The organism is Nitrosomonas sp. Nm58, assembly GCF_900107335.1.
Taxonomy (GTDB): Bacteria; Pseudomonadota; Gammaproteobacteria; order Burkholderiales; family Nitrosomonadaceae; genus Nitrosomonas.
Genome location: NZ_FNPQ01000002.1, coordinates 121,382 through 140,266 on the forward strand (window position 1 = coordinate 121,382; position 18,885 = coordinate 140,266).

Sequence of the window (18,885 nt, forward strand, 5' to 3'; positions counted from 1 at the left end):
TACTTACTTGAAAATTTTACTCGCGTTAACTAGGCGTTAAATCGCGTCTAATTGCTATTCTTTTGTAGAGGGTTGAGCTTGATTTGGCAGTGGGTGATATATCAGTACATGATTCATCGATAGAAATCGAATTGAAACAGACTGGATATGGCACAAAATTTATTTTTCACGTTTAGCTTGGGGAGCTGCCGAGCGAAGCAAGGGGACCGAGAATTGATGGTTAAAGGCCACGGTTGTTCTTGCTTAAGAGGAAACGAATAAGTGCCACACCAACATGAAGGGAAAACTCAGCGTCGTCAAGAGAAACCTTCGACGGTACTACCCCACCGTGACGTATGGCTGGTTCAGCATTCGCAAACGTGTAGAACTTATCGATGACAGATACCAGCGTTTGAGGAAATCTATCATCTTTCCGCAGGGCCTTAACGACGTCCCCAAGTGTTGCAGCACCAGGATAAAGCGTCTTCCCTATGCTCTCCACAGAGGACACAATTTCTTTGATACCGTTTTCTGGGTCTAGGGGGTGCTGATAAACGTAGCGAATTGCCTTCCGATAGTGTTTGCGGGCTGGTTCGAACTCGTTCTTGGAAAGTACCTTCTCTGCACCTTCCAGAGCTGTCGCATAGGCGCTTGGGATTTCACGGATTAACTCGCAGTTACTGTTTAGTCGCCAAGCGATCCTTTCTTCCTCAAACAGATTGTTGACCTGTTTTATATAGCGAGCTACCCCAAACTGTGAAATCCAGGCGTCATCCATGCGATACTGCTCTTGTTCACGAATCTTCTTTGCGGCTAACTCAACAAAGTCATAGAAACTATACCACGGAGCCTCCTTTAGTAGCTCTTTCAAAGAGTCTATGCAGAACCAGGAATCGTAGTATGCCTCCCCTGGTTCTTGTCGCAAGAGCAAGCAATAATTCTCAAGAAGTTCTTTTGTGCCAAGGGGGCGGTCGCCTTTGTTTGTATATCTAGAATCATTATCGACGTAAAGGAGTTTTTCTAGAATACCATTGATGTATCCGATCCTCAGCCATTCTGGCGCTTCTTCAAGAATTGGCGCTTTAGCATCTTTAGGATTGTATCCGTAACGGCTCGAGAATTTCGGCATGGCAATTTTACCAGCTAGTGTTTAATTGCATTAATTCGATGCAAACTTTCAGAAATATATATTCATATAAAACAAATAGTTAATCTCAATGATAACATATCTTATTTTTGCAATTAAACACTAGTGGCCTCTAACACTCCATATTAGAGGTGAGCGGAAACAGCTCGAAACACCAACGTAGCGAGTCCTACTCCACCCGTTTGTAACCACCATTCTTTTAGCACCTTTCACGACTTTTCACTTCCTCTTCTTTTCTTCTGTTTTTGCCATCCCTTACAAGAATCTCATCCTTTCGTTCAAGTAATACTATCAATACAGCGCATTGTTATGCATTTTTAAGTCCAAGTTTCTTAGCAAAAAACTCTTTTGATGATGTTAACTGGTCTGTATGCCACTTAAGTAATTTTGAATTATCAGATGCTACCTTGCTTCGCTCTTCACCAACTGGCAAGCCTGGCGAGCCATCTGATGGGTACATTCGCTCATGTAAGTAAACCATATCTATCGATTTTTTATATATATATCATCGATTTTTTCTTGTACTGAATTATCAAAAAGGAACGCTGCTTCAGATGCCTCTGAGTAAAACTCTGAGCATTGTGGATATGTTGTTTTGCCATCCATTAGAATGATAGATAGGTGTTTTTGTACAGCTTTATATACTTTTAGCCTTCTTTCGTTGAATGCGTTGTTATGTTTCACACGCGTACAATGCCCGTGCCAGGCTTACGCAGTGCTATCAGCCAATGCGAGAGCATCTCTCCATTCACCTCTGACACAGGATATCCTCTAGCGGATACAACAGATCTTGCACCAGGGCTAAATTCTGACGTTGTGACTAAGAGACCCATGCCTGCTTCTTCATGGGCAACGTCAGCATAGAGCCCCTTAACGGTTACCTTGTCAATCTTATCTTTCTGACGCTTGCATTGAATCAGATACTCGGGTGGCTTCCCCTCTCTTTGGCCCGGTATCCATACTCGAATATCAACGCCATCATCATTCGTTCCAGGCCCGATTTCGACATCGAAGCCTTCTCGCTGAAAGCATTCGGCAATCAGTTCTTCGAACTTTCGCCAATGTATCGAGCCAAGCTGATGGGAGTTTACTGACAGGTAATTAATTAGCCGTTGATCGAAGAAAGTTCCATAAACCGGCCTCTGTCCGCTACGAATGAATATCTCTGCAAGATTCTGTATGTTACCCCATTCAACATAGCGTCCTGAGCTATGCGGATTAAGAACCCTAGCGCTTTCATAGTACTCGATTGCCAGCATAACGGCGTCTAAGCCTCTTTTCCCGTACTTGTTGTAAGCACGCCGAATGATTCCTTCCGGGCTGATCATGTCTTTTCCAGAAACTCTTGCTTCAGCAGCAGCAATTTTTGACTCTTCGTTGTAAATATTTAGAATATCTAATGCAAACTCATCTCCACCGATATCCTTCAGTTTATTGTGAAATGTAAACATCTCATGAATGGGGTTATGGACATTCTCGGTTAAACCTACCTTGTGAAGTAGCGTGAAATAAAGTTCTTCATAATCTTCCGACCTGATTCGAACAAATCCGCCTTCAGCTTCCAGAACTAGATCCGAGTAGCAAGTTCCGCCCAATAGATCGCATAGGTGCTCAATCGAAGCCGCAACACCTGCCTTATAGCCAACGATTTCATGGAGATGATCGGCCAAGCACCCACCTCCGAAAATTAGTGCACCCACGTTCCTCTCAGTCAAACATAACTAAAATTAGGCGTACGAAATGACGCAATATATTACGTCAAAAATGAAATCTATCATGGCAAGCTGCGTGCTATCTCCTTATGTTTCATCGAATTGCATCGTTTAATTTTCATCATACAAACTTCGTTAGATCCGCAATTTAATGAATAAACCATGAATATTAGGTCTAATACACGAATAACTATCACACTCTCTAGAAATATGCACGACGAATAACCCCTTACTGTCTCCCATTTGACTGACTTATCGATGAAGTGCTAATCTGTTTTTAGTTAACTTCTTGTTCTAAGGAGGAAACACTACCTCCTTAATCCCTCTCACGGCATCGCTGCGTGCGCCATCTCGGTCACTGCCGCGAATGAAATCCAGTTATTTCCCGCTGGGAAATTCCGCGCGACCGACGGCCGCCCGCATGACGTGCCGCATTAATTTATCGATGCCGCCCTGACAGCGCAAATCATTGCTGAGTTTGAAGCACGCGCGAACCGCACGGTGGTGGACTATGAGCACCAAACCCTGCTCGCTGCCCAGAACGGCCACCCTGCCCCGGCTGCGGGCTGGTTCAGCAAGCTGGAATGGCGTGAATCCGGCCTCTTTGCCATCGATGTGGAATGGACGGAACGCGCCACTCAAATGATCGAGGGCGGTGAGTACCGTTACATTTCCCCTGTTTTTGCTTACGACAAGAAGACCGGGAAGGTCTTGCGGCTGCTGCATGCCGCATTGACCAACAACCCGGCGCTCGATGGCATGGATGCCGTTGCCGCTTCCCAATATCAACTTCTTAATACGGAGAAATTATCTATGAACGAATTGCTCGAGCAATTGCGCTGGCTGCGCAACATGCCGGTGACGGTCGATGAAGTGGTCACCGAGCTGCAGAAAGCCATCGACCAGTTGAAAGGCAGCAATCCTGCGATTGCCACCAAGGCCGATTTTAATCTGGTGGCGCGGGTGCAAACCTCAACAGCGAAATTGCCTCCCTCAAAACGGCTGCCAATCATCCCGATCCCGCCAAATTTGTGCCGGTCGCCACCATGAAAGCGCTTCAGATCGAGGTCACCAGCCTGCGCGCGCAAGCTGGGAAGCGAAAACCTGGAATCGCTCAAGCAATACCTGGCTTCAATGCAGCCGATCACTGCCCTGACCCAAACCCAAACCCAGACCGGCGGGAAACCCCGGAAGGAAACGATGGCGAAGGGTTAACGGAAGAACAGCTGGCGCCCTGCCGGTTGAATTTAGAATATCATTCAGCATAACCCGGCCCCCGGCCACGTGAATCACGTGCAAAAAAGCTGATCTTGCCCATGGGCACCACCACGGTTCCGCCGGATGTGACAACGTACTTCTGGCGATCCGCTTCACGATCGTAGCCAAGTTGTGTGTTGGCTTCGATGGTGTTATGACGGTCGACGATGACACGCCGCAGCCGGGCATTGCGTCCTATCCGGACATAGTCCATGATGATGCAATCCTCCAGTTCGGCACCCTCTTCCACCACGGCTTCGCGGCGTACGATACAATTACGAATGCGCGTGTTTTTGTGGACGATGCAGGCTGCCCCAAACAAGCTATTTTCAATTTCACCACCCAGAATCCTTGACACCGGTCCTTGATAATTACTGGAAAAGATGGGCCATTGGGGATTAAATGCATCGAAACGGGGATGTTCTCCCATTACGTCCTTATGTGCGTCAAAATAAGCGTCAATAGTCCCGACATCACGCCAATAACCCACTTCCTCGTAAGGCTTGATACCGGGTATTTCATTACTGGAAAAGTCATACGCATATAAACGCCGGCTGGTCATCAAACGCGGTAACACATGGTTGCCGAAATCGGTCTCGCCAAGGCGGTGGGCTTCGCGTAAGGCTTCTACCAACACTCCGGTATTGAATAAATAATTTCCCATGGAGGCATAGGCCCGGCCGGGATCAGAGGGCATAGGTTTGGGCAGCTGGGGTTTTTCTTGAAACGCGTTTACTTTTCCATCCGTTTCCGTGCCAATAATGCCGAAGCTCGAGGCCTGCTCAAGGGGTACCGGTAAGGCCGCGATAGTGACATCAGCGTGATGTTCTTTATGGAACCATACCATCTGGTTGATATCCATCCGATAGATGTGATCAGCGCCAAACACGGCGACAATATCGGGTTGATGGAGTTCGATGAGCCTGAGGCTCTGATAAACAGCGTCCGCGGTACCTTTAAATTGCAGGGTTTCCGTGTGCATTTCCGGTGGCACCACCGTGACAAACTGGCTCGGAAGCAAGGGAGAAATCACCCAGGCCTTACGGATGTGTTCAATGAGTTCTTGTGATTTGTACTGGACTAAAAGGTAAACAGAATTTATTCCTGAATTGATCAGGTTGCTTAAAACGAAATCCACAATCCGATAGCGCGCACCAAACGGGACAGCAGGTTTGCAACGGTCCGCGGAGAGTGGGTTCAAACGTTTACCTTCTCCTCCCGCCATCACAAACGCGATGATTTTATCCGGATGCCTTCTGTCCTTCATTTTCTTCTCCCTGCGATGACGTTTCTTTGAGATTATTATCCTATAAAAATATTAGTCTATATGTGAGCTAAAGCGCACTTTAATTTCATATAGGGTCATACTTGATTGATGCGTTCCGCGAAGCCGCTGCAGAATCGCTTGCCGATCCCCCTTTCTCCCGTCATCATGGGACAAGCTCAAAGTTTGGTCAAACAAAAGGTAAGGTTGCAATGAAAACGATTCATGTCATTTGCCATACCCACTGGGACCGCGAATGGTATCGCACCTTTCAGCAGTTCCGCCTCAGACTCGTTCACCTCGTGGACGGCTTGCTCGACATCCTTGCCAAAGATGGCAATTACAAATACTTCATGCTCGATGGGCAGACGATCGCGCTTGACGATTACCTGCTCATGCGACCCGAAGCGGAAGATACCCTGAGGGAGCATATCCGCAAGGGGCGCGTTTTGATCGGCCCCTGGCACATCCTCCCCGATATGTTTCTCGTAAGCCCCGAAGCGCATATTCGCAACCTGCTGGCGGGCGAGCGCGAAGCGCGCAAGTTTGGCCAGAAAATGATGATCGGTTACATGCCGGATTCCTTCGGCCACATCGGACAAATGCCGCAAATCTTGCGCGGATTTGGGATAAATAACGCCTGCCTGTGGCGCGGACTGGATGATCAGCCTGCCGAGTTCTGGTGGGAATCTCCGGATGGTTCGCGTGTGCTGATGATGTACCTTCGCGACTCTTACAGCAATGGCGCAGGCCTTAACGCGGATCATCCCATGCAGTTTACTGAGCAAATCAAACAGGCCGCAGATTCGCTTGCGCCGCACTCCGTTACCTCGCATTTGCTGGTTATGTATGGCACGGATCACATGGAACCACAGGGCGAAACAGCCCAAGCCATTCAAGCTGCAAATGCACATCTCGAAGAATACGGCGTGATGCATTCAACTTTGCCTGCTTATTTCAAAGAAATTCAGACTGAAATCGCAGATCGGAAATCAGAAATCCCTGTCATCATCGGCGAATTACGCTCTTCCAAACGTTCCCCGCTATTGCCTGGCGTGTTGTCCACGCGGATGTGGATCAAACAACGCAATCACGCCTGTGAGCATTTACTGGAGAAATGGGCCGAGCCATTGAGTTTGTTCGCTTCACTCATGACCATGGTTAGCAAACCCGCGCCCATTGTCCGTCAAGCATGGCAACTGCTGATGGCGTGTCATCCTCACGATTCGATTTGCGGCTGTTCCATTGACCAGGTGCACGAAGAGATGAAAGCGCGCTTCGATCAGGTGGAACAGATCGGTGAAGAGATCACACAACAGAGTCTCGAAGCGCTGGCATCTGTAATCAAAACCGACCATGAATCCTCATCCCTTAACCCTGATCTACCTTCCCTCGTGGTCTTTAATCCGCTCTCTTTTTCCCGTACCGACGTCGTAAGTGTAAGCATTATCCTGCCAGCAAGCATCTCTGATTTCGAGATTGCTGACGAAGCGGGGAATATCGCGCCACACCAATCAGCCAGCGCAAACACTACTGATTTGATCAATGTTCGTGTGCCGCGTGAAAAGTTCGGCAGCCTGCTTGGAATGGTGCATGAAGGACGCGTCGGTAATCTGGCCATACAGGATATCCACCTTGAGCGCGACGGTGCAACCGTGCGTATCGAAGCCATCTGTGCCGAAAACGCGCTCCCTAAAGCAGGTATATGGAATAGCAGCGTGAAGGCGCTTCATGAATACATTCATGATTCCAGCATCGAGACCTTCCACATCCATGCGCGTGCTGCCGGATCTGCAAATGTCACCTTTATCGCGAACGCTGTCCCTGCTTTGGGATGGAAGACTTTCTACCTTCGCGCAAAGGAGAGGGTTCCCGCTGAAATCAAGGTTCCGCTGGTCATGCGTCTGCTTGCGCCGCTGGTTTCTTTACCTTTCGTGCAGAAACGCATAGCGCGCCATTTCGAGCCAAAATGCCGCCCGCCCTACGTGATCGCAAACGCCCTCTTTTCCGTTGAGTTGGAATTGAGCGACCGGACATTTACTGTTACTGACAAGGCAGCAGGAAAAATTTATCGTGGTTTGAACCGTTTTGTAGACGGCGGCGACTGCGGCGACGAATACAATTTCTCTTCGCCCGTGGTAGACGATATACAGAATCTGCCTGCCTTGCGCAATGTCAGTATCGTAAGTGGCTCTCTTCAGCAGACCATGACGGTCTCTCTTGTGCTGAACATTCCCTCAGGTCTAAGCGCAGACAGGCAATCCCGCTCGAGCGAGAGAGTGGAGCTTCCCATCGCGACGACCCTCACGCTTACCACTGGCGTTCCACGTGTGGATATCCATACGCGGCTGGATAACCGTGCCAAAGATCACCGCTTGCGGGTTCATTTTCCTGCCTGCGCAGAAAACGCAGAAAATATTAAATTTGCCCAATATGATGGTCACTTTGAGATCGTCAAACGAAAAATGGGCATTCCTGTTCATGATTCAACGTGGGTGGAAGAGCCGCGCCCTGAAACACATCAACGCGCATTTACTTCTGTCGCTGATATGATCATCGTCAACCGCGGCCTGCCCGAAGTGGAAGTGACATCACGCCATGAAATCGCTATTACCCTGCTGCGCTGCGTCGGCTGGCTGTCACGCGATGATTTTTCCACACGCATTGGACACGCTGGCCCCTTCCTCGAAACCCCCAAGGCGCAAATGCTGGGTGAATGGGATTTCCATTATTCGATCATTTTGCATCAGAACCATTTTCAGCAGGCATGGAGTTTTGACACACCTTTACGTGCTGTCTCAACAGGCATACACGGCGGAGTACTTCCTTCCACAGGATCCTTTGTCGATATAGACCATCCCTCTTTTCTAGTCAGCGCGGTGAAAGAGACCGATGACGGTCGGGGCTGGCTCGTGCGTGGGTATAACCTTTGTGACGAAGAGATTGAAGTTACCATCACGCCATGGCGCGAATTCAAAAAAGCTGAGCGCGTGAATATGGCGGAGCAAACAATCAGCCCACTCAAAACAGGGCAAAAGGGGGAGATCAAAATGGCTGTGCGCGGGCATGAAGTGGCGACGGTCATGTTTGTGAAATAGCAGGCTGGGTGAATCATTTAAAAGCGTTTTGGACAATATAGCCAGCTTTACGAATATTTCACTTGGTTGGGTATATTATTGAAGTCGGTTGCCATGCCAATTTGCTGATAATTGAATTCCCGCGCCAATTCAGAAGGCGCCGGAATTGAGACCTTAAACGAGGAAAGCTCATGAGAGTTACCGTCATAGGTGCAGGTTATGTCGGACTGGTCACGGGCGCTTGTTTCGCCGATGTGGGCAACGATGTGTTGTGTATCGATGTCGATTCCAAAAAAATCGAGTGTCTCCGCCGCGGTGAAATTTCCCTACGCGAACCGGGACTTGACGCCATCGTCGCGCGCAATAGCACTGCGGGGCGTCTGCAATTTTCAATGAGCTATGACGAGGCAGCGGCCCATGCGTCGCTCATCTTCATCGCCGTGGGCACGCCCTCTAGTGAAGACGGCTCGGCCGATTTGTCGAGTGTACTGTCCTGTGCGCGCACCCTGGGTCAGAAAATCGAGCGCGACACGCTGGTGGTGGTCAAGTCTACCGTGCCCGTGGGTACCAATGACCAAGTGCTGGCCGCCTTGCAAAAGGAACTCGAATTGCGTGGTTCAAACGCCAAGGTGAGTACCGCCTCAAATCCTGAATTTCTTAAAGAAGGCGCTGCCGTCGACGATTTCATGCGCCCCGATCGTATCGTGGTGGGCGCCAAGGATGCAACATCCGCTGAAACGCTGAGTGCGCTCTACACCCCTTTCAACCGTAACCGCGACCGGCTGCTGGTGATGGACGTGCGCTCGGCCGAGTTCACCAAATACGCCGCTAACGCCATGCTGGCTCTGCGCATCTCATTCATGAACGAGATGGCCAATATGGCCGACCGGCTGGGGGTGGATATCGAAGAAGTGCGCTATGGTATAGGCGCCGATCCACGCATCGGCCCGCACTTTCTGTACGCCGGCGTGGGTTTTGGCGGTTCGTGTTTTCCCAAAGATCTGCGCGCGCTGGTGCGCATCGCCGATGACATCGCAGAACCTGCTCTTTTGCTGCGTTCAGCGATCAAAGTCAACGAACGGCAGCGCGGCATGCTATTTGAAAAAATCAAAACGTTTTTTGGCGGCGATGTGCAAGGGAAAACCATTGCGCTGTGGGGTCTGGCTTTCAAAGCCAACACGGACGACATGCGCGAAGCCCCCAGCCTCGCGCTGATCGATCGACTCACCCGATCTGGCGCGCGCGTGCGCGCCTACGACCCAGCCGCTACCGACAACGCCCGCCGGATATTCAAGACCACTCAGGACATAGCATTCACCGCTTCAGCGCGCGAAGCCTGTCATGGCGCCGATGTGCTTGCTGTCATCACAGAATGGCTGGAATTTCGCAGTCCAGACTTTGAGTGGCTTGCCGCCACGCTGAAAAACAAAGCCTTGTTTGACGGTCGCAACCTTTACAATCCCGCTTTCGTGCGTGCGAGCGGGTTGCAATATTTCGGTATGGGGCGGGGGCGTAGCCCCTAGTCACGGTATCATGTCCGCCCCCATCATCGTCACCGGCGCTGCAGGTTTTATTGGTATGCACCTGGCCCAGGCGCTGCTGGGGCGCGGCGAGCGGATCGTGGGGGTGGACAATCTCAATGACTATTACGATCCCGCGCTTAAACAAGCGCGGCTCGCGCAGTTACAGGGCCATCCAGGCTTTGCGTTTGAGCGTGTGGACATTACCGATCAAGAGGTATTCCCTGCGTTGCTCGCACGGCTGCGCCCCGCACGCATCGTTCATCTGGCGGCGCAAGTAGGCGTGCGCTGTTCGATGACACATCCGCACGCTTACATCGATGCTAACTTGAGCGGTTTTCTCAACGTGCTGGAAGGGGCACGCTATCTGCAGCGCGAAGGGGCGTTCACGCATTTGGTGTATGCTTCGAGCTCCAGCGTGTATGGGGCCAACAGCAAGACGCCGTTCTCGGTCGAAGACCGGGTGGATACACCCGTGAGCCTGTATGCGGCTTCCAAGCGCGCCAACGAATTGATGGCGCTGGTTTACGCGCGTCAGTTTGGCGTGGCGGCGACGGGTTTGCGTTTTTTTACGGTGTATGGCCCGTGGGGACGGCCCGACATGGCGGCCTTCAAATTCACCCGCGCGATCCTGGCGGGTGAGTCGATTGACGTCTACAACCACGGTCAGTTGCAGCGCGATTTCACTTACATCGACGATGCCGTTGCTGGTGTGCTGGCTGTGCTGGATCATCCTGCGCTTGCTGTGGAGGGCGTGCCTCATGCGCTCTACAACATTGGCAACCACCGGCCCGAGCCACTCCTGCACTTTATTGAGGTGTTGGCTCAGGCATTGGGTCGTACCCCGACGATTAATCTGTTGCCGATGCAACCGGGCGATGTGCTGACTTCTTACGCTGACACCACGCCCCTAGAGCGTGACTTTGGCTGGCGTTCAACGACAACGATTGATCAAGGGTTACCCCGTTTCGTGGCCTGGTACCGGAGACACTATGGGATTTGATTTCCAGGAATCGCCCAGCGATAGCTTCAAGCCCATGCGCTGCTTCGCCACGCACGTTCAACGCGCCAGCACCGGGGAGATAAGAGGGACTCATGGTCATGGGCACAGGTGAATCTCTGCACGTCGCGGTATTTTTATCCGGCCTGACTGGCGGGGGCGCGCAACGGCGCAGCTTGCTGCTTGCGCGGGGCTTCGTGGCACGCGGTTGCGCGGTCGACCTCATCGTCGTGCATGCTGAAGGCCCGTTCCGTACTGCGGTCGCACCCGGCATACGATTGCTCGCGCTCGAACCCTGTGCCTCCCGCTTGCCGGTAATCCGGCGCATCAAGGGACTGTGGGTGATAAGTAGTTTGTTTGCCCTGGCCCGCTATCTTGCGACGACACGTCCTGACGTCTTGCTCGCCACGTCGATTCCCGCCAACCTGGCAGCGCTGTGGGGGCGTACGCTGTCGCGCACCCACACGCCCACCGTGATCACCGCCAATCTTAACCTCACGAAGGCGACCGCAAAGTGGGGCGCGCTCGTCGCGAAACGGCTGCGCTGGCTGATCGCGCGTGCCTATGGCGGGGCGCAGGCAGTCATCGCCATCTCACGGGGCGTGGCCGATGACCTCATAACGGTGACCGGCATTCCCGAGAAACGCGTATTCTCCATCTATAATCCACTCGATCTCGAGCGAGTGACTCGCCAGTCGCGTGAGACGGTCGAGCACCCATGGCTGGCCGTTGGCGCGCCTCCCGTCGTGCTCGCGGTCGGCAAGCTTAAACGGCAGAAGGACTATCCTACGCTCGTGCAGGCCTTCGCGCGCGTGCGTGCGCATCGTGAAGCACGTCTGGTGATCTTGGGCGAAGGCGAAGAGCGTGCGCGCATCGAGCGTCTCGTTAAAATTCTGGGTGTCGAAGCCGATGTCTACCTGCCCGGCTTCGTCGAGAATCCCTTCGCGTGGATGGCGCGCGTGTCGGTCTTCGTATTGGCATCGGCTTGGGAGGGCCTAAGCAACGTGCTGCTCGAGGCGCTCGCCTGTGGCTGCACGATCGTGAGCACGGACTGCCCGAGCGGTCCGCGCGAAATTCTCGCCGACGGCGCATTCGGGCATCTGGTTCCGGTAGGAGACGACGCGGCGCTGGCCGCTGCGATCGCAGCGGCATTATCAGCACCCGCGCAGCGTGAGCGATCCGCCGCACGCGCAGCGGAGTTCGGCTTCGATGCCGCCGTAGAACGCTATCTCGCAGTTCTCCGCCGCGTCAGTGCGCTCAGGCAGGGAGACTGAGGTGAGGATCGCCCTGTTCATCTACTCCCTGCGTGGTGGCGGCGCACAACATCGCACCCTCACGCTCGCCAACGGCTTCGCCGCAAGGGGGCATGCGGCGGATCTCGTGGTTGTCTCCACCAACGGGAGTGACGGGGTTGCTTTGCACTCCGGCGTGCGCGTGATTACGCTCGAGCAAGGTTGGCATCACCTGTTCGAGCGGCTCAATCGCCGTATCAACCTGCGTGGACTGCTCACCGCCAGCGCCATTCCGGCGTTGGCGCGCTATCTCCGGAACGAGCGGCCGGATGTGCTGCTGTCGGGAGCGAGTCATGTCAATCTGGTCGCCCTCTTTGCACGCCGTTTCTCCAAGACGAACGTGCCCCTTGTTCTGCGCGCGAGCAATTATCCCTCGGCTAACCTCCATGAATGGCCCTTGTTCCAGCAAGTGAGCCGTCGGTTACTGCGGTACACGCTGGGTGTCGTTTATCCGTGGGCAGACCACATTATCGCGGTATCCAAAGGCGTCGCGCGCGACGTGCAGCGTCTTACCGGCCTGCCTGACGAGCGCGTGACCACGATCTACAACCCCGTGGTTGGCCCTTATATTGCACGCCTTGCCGCGCAGCCGGTTGATCATGCGTGGGCCGCCGATGCTCACGTGCCGCTTATCCTTGCTGTGGGGCGTCTGACCGTACAGAAAGACTACCCGACGTTGATCCGTGCCTTTGCGCGGATCCACGCAGGACGTGCAGCGCATCTGGTGATCCTCGGAGAAGGACGTCAACGCGGCAAGCTCGAGAAACTCGTGCGCGAGCTCGGCCTCGATGCTGATGTCGCTTTTCTGGGTCATACCGACAATCCGTTCGCGTGGATGTCGAAGGCAACGATGCTCGTTTTGTCCTCGGCGTGGGAGGGATTGCCTGGCGTATTGATCGAGGCGCTAGCATGCGGTTGTCCGGTGGTGTCGACAGACTGTCCGAGCGGACCGCGCGAGATTCTCGAAGATGGCGTGATCGGCCCCTTGGTACCGGTTCATGACGACCACGTGCTGGCCTCAGCAATTCTCACGGTTCTCGCGGCGCCACCGGATCGTGCGAAGCTTCTGCGCCGGGCTGAGTATTTCCGCATCGATACCGGCGTCGATGCGTACCTGCGTGTGCTCGCAGCTCAAGTCGCGGCTCGTAGCGCTTCGCCGGGACGGAGCACCACGGCATGACCGTGCTCGAGCTGGTAGGCGTGGTCAGCCAGGGCGAGCGGGGTGTGCTGGTGCGACACCGCGAGAATTGTCACCGGGCCGCGCAGCCCCGCCACCATCTGCCATATCGCTTTCTCGCTGGCGGTATCCAGCATCGAAGTTGGCTCGTCGAGAATAAGGAGCTGTGGACGACGCACCAGCGCGCGTGCGATCGTGATGCGCTGGCGCTCGCCCCCCGAGAATTTGGCGCCAAGCTCACCGACGCTGCTGTCGATGCCTTGCGGCAGGCACTCGATGAATGGCCACGCGCCGCAGCGCTGCAACGCTTCTTCGATGTCCGCGCGACGGATTTCGGGATCACCGAGCGATACGTTCAACGCGATGCTCTCATTGAACAACACCGTTTCCTGCGGGACATAACCGATCATGCGCCGCCATGCGGTTGCATCCAGCTCGCTGAGTGGCACGTCGTCCACAGAGATCTCGCCTGACTGCGGGTTGGCCAGGCGGGCGAGCAGGTCGATGATCGTGGTCTTGCCGGAGCCGGATGGGCCGACGAGCACGGTGAGTTTGCCGGCCGGAATGTTAAGGGATACGCCATCGAGGACTTTGTGCGTGCCGTGAGCGAAGAGCACATCGCGCAATACTATGCCACGTGAAAGGTGCGGCGTCTTGTTGCCCGTGATCATCTCGCGCTCGGCCTCGGCTGCTTCGACGGTTGAGAGCAGTGACCAGTATGCGCTCTCTTTCTCGGCCATGTCCTGGTACTGCCGCTGCGCTTTGTTGAGGCTCGTCAGCATGCGAATGAACACCAGCGCGAGCATGAACACCAGCGAAATGTCGAGGCCGAGCACGACGATGCACACATACACACTGACAGCGACGTAGGACATGAGCGCCATATCCTGGAGCGCTGCGACAGCTTCTTTGGTGATCACCTGACGGCGCAGGGCGGCATTCAGCTGTTCGGTTTCGCTTATGAGCATCGGTGCGACGATCGGTTCGCGTCCCATGACCTTGACGAACTTGACGCCGCGAAAGACGTCGATGAGACGGGTGATGACATCCTTCTGTAGTGCCGTTTGCTGGGCGCCTGCAGTCCGTGTTATGCGGACGAGGTGACTGAGGATCAAGACGGTGATGATGCCGAGCGAAATCGCCACCGCAGTCGCTGACGAGGAAGTCATGGCAGCGACAATCGCGTAGGCAGCGACGATGATCAGTTGCGATACCATCGTGACGCCCGCCAAATAGGCTTGCGATGCGCGCGCGGCCTCTGCAGCGAAGGCGTTGGCGAGCGCCCCGACGGGCTGACTCGTGAAGTACGCCCAGCGCGTGCTGAGCAGGGAGTGCAGCAGACGCAGGCGAAGGTCGGTAGCAACTTGAGCGACGGTGTAGCCGACCTGGCGGTTGGCGACGAGCAACAGCGCTGACTTGATCAGCAACGCTGCGAGAATGACCAGCAGCAGAACGGGTGTGGACGGATGGAGCCCTGCGTACGACAACAAGGGTCCCATTATCTGGCCGAGCGCTGAGTGTTCGGTGGTCGGCTGGTTACTGGCGAGGCTCAGCAGCGGAAGCAGCGTGGAAAACCCAAAACCTTCCACCGCTGCAGCCAGGACCAATGCTGCGAGCACCAGCACGCTGCGCCACGGATCGCTACGGGAAAAGATGAGCAGCAGTTTCATGCGTGCAGCCGATTAGATGGCCGTCGGCCCTGCATCTTTCCGTACATGCGAGCAGTCCAGCGAAAGGAGCTGTTATACTCGGCCGCAAGCGCGATCCTGCAGTCGCGCCATTTCAGGGTGGTATGTGCTTCAGGGTACCGTTCCATGTAGACCCCGCTGTGTAACAGTTGATAACATGGCTTCAAGCATATACCCTACCTTAATTATCGGGTAGGTCCTTATAAAAACTTGTTGCCATGAAACACTTGATGAAATATTCAGCTTAAATGGCAGCATGGAATATGAGCGATGCCGGCTTTATGAAAAAACACTTCATTACTGGAGGGAGAGCGTGAATCAAGAGACATCCTATGCTGCTGTAGTGCTCGCTGCAGATCGCACGACAAACGATGCGGTTGCCAGCAAAGCAGGCGTTACCTGTAAAGCATTTGCCCCTGTTAGCGGCACGCCGATGATTATTCGTGTGCTGGATGCATTGGCAGCGACGCATATGAGTCAACCGACCCTATTATGCGGCCCGCCTAAAGCGCTTCTGCCTCAATGCCCGGAGCTCGTCAGGCGTATCGAAAGCGGACAGGTCGCCTGGATCGCCAATGAGCCGTCGCCTAGCCGCAGTGCTGAAAAAGGTCTGGCGAGAGTGGATGAGCAGACCCGCGTTTTGCTGACCACAGCCGACCACGCGTTACTCACGCCAGAAATTGTGCGGTATTTTCTGCGCGCATCGAGTGCGGCTGATTGCGATGTGACGGTGGGTGTGATCGATCATGAAATTATCAAAGCCGCTTTCCCCAATCGCAAGAAAACAGTCATACGCTTACGCGATGGGGATTTTTGTGGTTGTAACCTGTATACCTTTAATCATCAAGGCCGCGAGCTGATTTCATTTTGGCGAAGGGCTGAAGATCAACGCAAGCGGCCTTGGCGACTGATTGCCCGGGTCCTTGGCTGGCGAGCCGTATTGAGTTACCTGTTTGGGTATTTAACGCTGACGCAAGCGCTGAAAAATATTTCGGCAAGAACCGGGGTGAGGATACAAGCGATCAGGCTCCCCTTTGCAGAAGCGGGTATTGATGTCGATAAGGCCGATGATTTACTGCTGGTGGAATCCCATTTAAATAAACAATGAAGCATCCTGCCCCTCAGGACGCCCAAAGAATAAAAAATAATTTAGGGTAGCGCCCCCTTTCTCGGACAGCCACCCCATAAACGTAACGATGCACACTTGAGTGAGAGGAAACAACAATGGCATCTCAGATGGCTACTTATGGTTCCTGGAAATCCCCTATCACAGCGGATGATGTGTTTGCCAAATCTGTTGGCCTTAGAGGCATCCAACTGGATGGAGATAGGCTGTATTGGAGCGAATCTCGCCCAGACGGGCGCACTGTGATAGTCTGCCGCTCATCCGATCAGCAGGCAATGGATCTAACGCCTGCTGGCTACAATGTGCGTACTCGAGTACATGAGTACGGTGGGGGTGACTACCTCGCTGCGGGTGGGGGGATCTATTTTTCCAACTTCGCGGATCAACAGATGTATCGGCAAGTGCCGGGCGCCGAACCAGAGCTGTTTACCCGCCTGCCAGGCATGCGCTACGCCGATGCGATCCTGGATGAGGTTCATGGCAGGATCATCGTGGTGCGCGAAGATCATACCACCGGTGCTTCCCAGCCGGTCAATGCACTGGTGAGTATCCGCACAACAGGTAACGACGAAGGGCAGCTTCTGGTTTCTGGCAATGACTTTTACGCCACGCCGCGCCTCAATCCGGAAGGCACCCGGCTAGCCTGGCTGGCATGGAACCACCCCAACATGCCATGGGATGGCACTGAGCTGTGGGTCGCGGAATGGCTGGCGGATGGTTCACTGGGTCGGCGCACTTTGGTGGCCGGGGGAAAAGCCGAATCGATATTCCAGCCGCAGTGGTCGCCCGATGGCATGCTGTATTTTATCTCGGACCGAACAGGTTGGTGGAATCTCTATCGCTGGCAAGAACAGAACGGATCTGTGGAAGCGCTGTGTCCGATGGAGGCTGAATTTGGTGAGTCGCAGTGGAAATTCGGGATGTCTACCTTTGGGTTTGCATCAGCCGACAAGTTAATCTGCGCGTATTCCCAAAAGGGCTATTACCATCTGGCCTCCCTCGATACGCGCACCCTGAATTTTCAGCCGTTTGATCTTCCCTGCACCGTCATCAGCAATGTACGCGTCGTACCCGGACAGGTCTTTTTCATCGCCGGCTCTGCAACTGAACCTGTCGCTTTGGTACAGTTTGATTTTGTGACCGAACAAATCAAGGTTGTGCGGCGTGTGCAGGAGATCACGCTCGATCCCAGCTATTGCTCGATTGCTCAGCCCCTTGAGTTTCCGACAGATGAGGGCTTTACCGCGCATGGATTCTTCTATCCACCAAAAAATCGAGACTTTATCGGCATGCCGGAGGAGCTGCCACCGCTATTGGTCATGAGTCATGGCGGACCAACGGGCGCTACTCTACCGATTTTTCGTTACAGCATTCAGTATTGGACGACGCGCGGCTTTGCCGTACTGGACGTGAATTATGCAGGCAGCACCGGGTATGGCCGCGCCTATCGTGAGCGGCTCAAAGGTCAATGGGGCATCGCAGATGTCGCTGATTGTGTCAACGGCGCGCGCCATCTGGTGAGCCAAGGGGTGGTGGATGGCAGCCGGCTGGCCATCACCGGCGGCAGTGCGGGCGGCTATGCGACCCTATGCGCGCTCACCTTCTTTAAACTGTTCAGGGCTGGAGCCAGTTACTATGGGGTCAGCGATCTGGAGGCGCTGGCGCGAGACACGCACAAGTTCGAGTCGCGCTACCTGGATGGTCTGGTTGGCCCTTATCCAGAACGACGCGACCTTTATCTCGCCCGCTCGCCCATTCATCACATCGAGCAACTCGCTTGCCCGCTGATCCTCATCCAGGGGCTCGATGATCCCATTGTGCCGCCCAATCAATCACAGATGATGTTTGACGCCCTGCGCACCCGCGGATTGCCGGTGGCTTATGTCACTTTTGCAGGAGAACAGCATGGTTTCGTCAAGGCAGAGAACAACAAGTGTGCGCTGGAGGCAGAGCTCTATTTCTACTCGCGCATCTTCAAGTTTGAACTGGCGGAAGAGATGGCGCCTGTGCAGATTGAGAACCTGTGATGCCGGGTGGCAGAATAAAGGAGCGATAATAATGCTTGAGAATGAGTCGGTCTTGTGCCTAGTCCAAAAATTGTAATTTATTCAGCATATTTGTGGATCTAACAAGGTTTGCTATGATGGCAGCTAAATCAATGCAATTCTATAAAACATAAGGAGATAGCAATGCAGATTGCCGTGTTAGATTTCATTTTTGACGTAATATATTGCGTCATTTCGGAGGTCTAATTCTAGTTAGGCCACTTATCACCCTAAGGAGGTATTGATCATGCAGGACGACGAAGAGTTTGAAGTAACTTATGAGTGCATTGGCTGCGGCGATGAAATAACCGAGTCAATGTACGAACACATAGACCACGAGATCAATCCAGACAACCCCTTGTGCTACAAGTGTAGTGTTGCGCAACAGACTTGTGAGTTTTGTGACAAGCAGGCCACCCGTGTCTACGGCGAAAACTATGTGTGTGATGATCATGGCCCCGACCCGGATTAATCACTCAGCTCACGGATCAAGCTTCTCGCCTAACAAGTCATTCAAGCCGAAGCCGCTTCGCGGCTCGGCTTAATTCTGGCGTTAGGCATGTATAAAAAGGCCCACTTTGAGTGGGCTTCTGTTAATCGG

Annotated in this window: 14 protein-coding genes and 1 pseudogene; 10 read left to right on the forward strand and 5 right to left on the reverse strand. The window is 53.7% G+C overall.

Annotation, left to right across the window (positions count from 1 at the left end; translation table 11 throughout):
* Positions 1–220 precede the first annotated feature (220 nt).
* The 3 genes from BLW34_RS02220 to BLW34_RS02225 all read right to left on the reverse strand — a co-directional run bounded on the left by BLW34_RS02220 (position 221) and on the right by BLW34_RS02225 (position 2,796).
* A complete protein-coding gene (locus BLW34_RS02220) occupies positions 221–1,108 on the reverse strand; it encodes an AbiJ-NTD4 domain-containing protein (protein ID WP_090575018.1) in 888 nt (295 codons plus the stop codon).
* A 325-nt stretch (positions 1,109–1,433) separates the two neighbouring features.
* Positions 1,434–1,586, reverse strand: coding sequence for a hypothetical protein (locus tag BLW34_RS15960; RefSeq protein WP_177165924.1), 153 nt, complete (start codon positions 1,584–1,586; stop codon positions 1,434–1,436).
* A gap of 220 nt (positions 1,587–1,806) precedes the next feature.
* Positions 1,807–2,796 (reverse strand): restriction endonuclease, encoded by a 990-nt coding sequence (locus tag BLW34_RS02225; protein ID WP_218138737.1) that lies wholly within the window; start codon positions 2,794–2,796, stop codon positions 1,807–1,809.
* A 543-nt stretch (positions 2,797–3,339) separates the two neighbouring features.
* Here BLW34_RS02225 and BLW34_RS02230 point away from each other — a divergent pair.
* Positions 3,340–3,878, forward strand: a pseudogene (locus tag BLW34_RS02230) (phage protease); the annotation flags it as partial.
* A 6-nt stretch (positions 3,879–3,884) separates the two neighbouring features.
* The gene (locus tag BLW34_RS02235) at positions 3,885–4,106 is read left to right on the forward strand and encodes a hypothetical protein (protein ID WP_090575028.1); all 222 of its coding nucleotides are present in this window, start codon (positions 3,885–3,887) and stop codon (positions 4,104–4,106) included.
* Here the strand turns inward: BLW34_RS02235 and BLW34_RS02240 are convergent.
* Positions 4,094–5,362, reverse strand: coding sequence for a glucose-1-phosphate adenylyltransferase (locus BLW34_RS02240; protein ID WP_090575031.1), 1,269 nt, complete (start codon positions 5,360–5,362; stop codon positions 4,094–4,096). The two genes, BLW34_RS02235 and BLW34_RS02240, sit on opposite strands and share 13 nt — an antisense overlap.
* A gap of 209 nt (positions 5,363–5,571) precedes the next feature.
* Here BLW34_RS02240 and BLW34_RS02245 point away from each other — a divergent pair, with 209 nt between their 5' ends.
* The 5 genes from BLW34_RS02245 to BLW34_RS02265 all read left to right on the forward strand — a co-directional run bounded on the left by BLW34_RS02245 (position 5,572) and on the right by BLW34_RS02265 (position 13,428).
* Positions 5,572–8,457, forward strand: coding sequence for an alpha-mannosidase (locus BLW34_RS02245; protein ID WP_256203539.1), 2,886 nt, complete (start codon positions 5,572–5,574; stop codon positions 8,455–8,457).
* 170 nt (positions 8,458–8,627) lie between these two features.
* A complete protein-coding gene (locus BLW34_RS02250; RefSeq protein ID WP_090575037.1) occupies positions 8,628–9,959 on the forward strand; it encodes a UDP-glucose dehydrogenase family protein in 1,332 nt (443 codons plus the stop codon).
* A 10-nt stretch (positions 9,960–9,969) separates the two neighbouring features.
* Positions 9,970–10,959 (forward strand): NAD-dependent epimerase/dehydratase family protein, encoded by a 990-nt coding sequence (locus tag BLW34_RS02255; protein ID WP_090575040.1) that lies wholly within the window; start codon positions 9,970–9,972, stop codon positions 10,957–10,959.
* Positions 10,960–11,051: 92 nt separating this feature from the next.
* Complete coding sequence (locus tag BLW34_RS02260; protein WP_218138738.1) at positions 11,052–12,230, forward strand: glycosyltransferase; 1,179 nt, start codon at positions 11,052–11,054, stop codon at positions 12,228–12,230.
* A 1-nt stretch (position 12,231) separates the two neighbouring features.
* A complete protein-coding gene (locus BLW34_RS02265) occupies positions 12,232–13,428 on the forward strand; it encodes a glycosyltransferase (RefSeq protein WP_218138739.1) in 1,197 nt (398 codons plus the stop codon).
* Here BLW34_RS02265 and BLW34_RS02270 read toward each other — a convergent pair.
* Complete coding sequence (locus BLW34_RS02270; protein WP_090575048.1) at positions 13,380–15,095, reverse strand: ABC transporter ATP-binding protein; 1,716 nt, start codon at positions 15,093–15,095, stop codon at positions 13,380–13,382. The two genes, BLW34_RS02265 and BLW34_RS02270, sit on opposite strands and share 49 nt — an antisense overlap.
* A 331-nt stretch (positions 15,096–15,426) precedes the next feature.
* On the opposite strand from BLW34_RS02270, the gene BLW34_RS02275 reads away from it, so the two are divergent.
* The 3 genes from BLW34_RS02275 (at position 15,427) to BLW34_RS02285 (ending at position 18,756) form a co-directional block, all read left to right on the forward strand.
* Entirely contained in the window at positions 15,427–16,221 is a 795-nt protein-coding gene (locus BLW34_RS02275; RefSeq protein WP_256203536.1) for a nucleotidyltransferase family protein, read from the forward strand.
* A gap of 116 nt (positions 16,222–16,337) precedes the next feature.
* Positions 16,338–18,266 (forward strand): S9 family peptidase, encoded by a 1,929-nt coding sequence (locus BLW34_RS02280; RefSeq protein ID WP_090575054.1) that lies wholly within the window; start codon positions 16,338–16,340, stop codon positions 18,264–18,266.
* 265 nt (positions 18,267–18,531) lie between these two features.
* The gene (locus BLW34_RS02285) at positions 18,532–18,756 is read left to right on the forward strand and encodes a hypothetical protein (RefSeq protein WP_090575057.1); all 225 of its coding nucleotides are present in this window, start codon (positions 18,532–18,534) and stop codon (positions 18,754–18,756) included.
* Positions 18,757–18,885: the final 129 nt, after the last annotated feature.

What these genes read in the sequence shown, in the direction of transcription:
- BLW34_RS02285 (WP_090575057.1), top strand. Translation starts at nt 18,532, where the DNA reads ATGCAGGACGACGAAGAGTTTGAAGTAACTTATGAGTGCATTGGCTGC.
- BLW34_RS15960 (WP_177165924.1), bottom strand. Translation starts at nt 1,586, where the DNA reads ATGTACCCATCAGATGGCTCGCCAGGCTTGCCAGTTGGTGAAGAGCGA.
- BLW34_RS02250 (WP_090575037.1), top strand. Translation starts at nt 8,628, where the DNA reads ATGAGAGTTACCGTCATAGGTGCAGGTTATGTCGGACTGGTCACGGGC.
- BLW34_RS02280 (WP_090575054.1), top strand. Translation starts at nt 16,338, where the DNA reads ATGGCATCTCAGATGGCTACTTATGGTTCCTGGAAATCCCCTATCACA.
- BLW34_RS02240 (WP_090575031.1), bottom strand. Translation starts at nt 5,362, where the DNA reads ATGAAGGACAGAAGGCATCCGGATAAAATCATCGCGTTTGTGATGGCG.
- BLW34_RS02270 (WP_090575048.1), bottom strand. Translation starts at nt 15,095, where the DNA reads ATGAAACTGCTGCTCATCTTTTCCCGTAGCGATCCGTGGCGCAGCGTG.
- BLW34_RS02220 (WP_090575018.1), bottom strand. Translation starts at nt 1,108, where the DNA reads ATGCCGAAATTCTCGAGCCGTTACGGATACAATCCTAAAGATGCTAAA.
- BLW34_RS02235 (WP_090575028.1), top strand. Translation starts at nt 3,885, where the DNA reads ATGAAAGCGCTTCAGATCGAGGTCACCAGCCTGCGCGCGCAAGCTGGG.
- BLW34_RS02260 (WP_218138738.1), top strand. Translation starts at nt 11,052, where the DNA reads ATGGTCATGGGCACAGGTGAATCTCTGCACGTCGCGGTATTTTTATCC.
- BLW34_RS02245 (WP_256203539.1), top strand. Translation starts at nt 5,572, where the DNA reads ATGAAAACGATTCATGTCATTTGCCATACCCACTGGGACCGCGAATGG.
- BLW34_RS02255 (WP_090575040.1), top strand. Translation starts at nt 9,970, where the DNA reads ATGTCCGCCCCCATCATCGTCACCGGCGCTGCAGGTTTTATTGGTATG.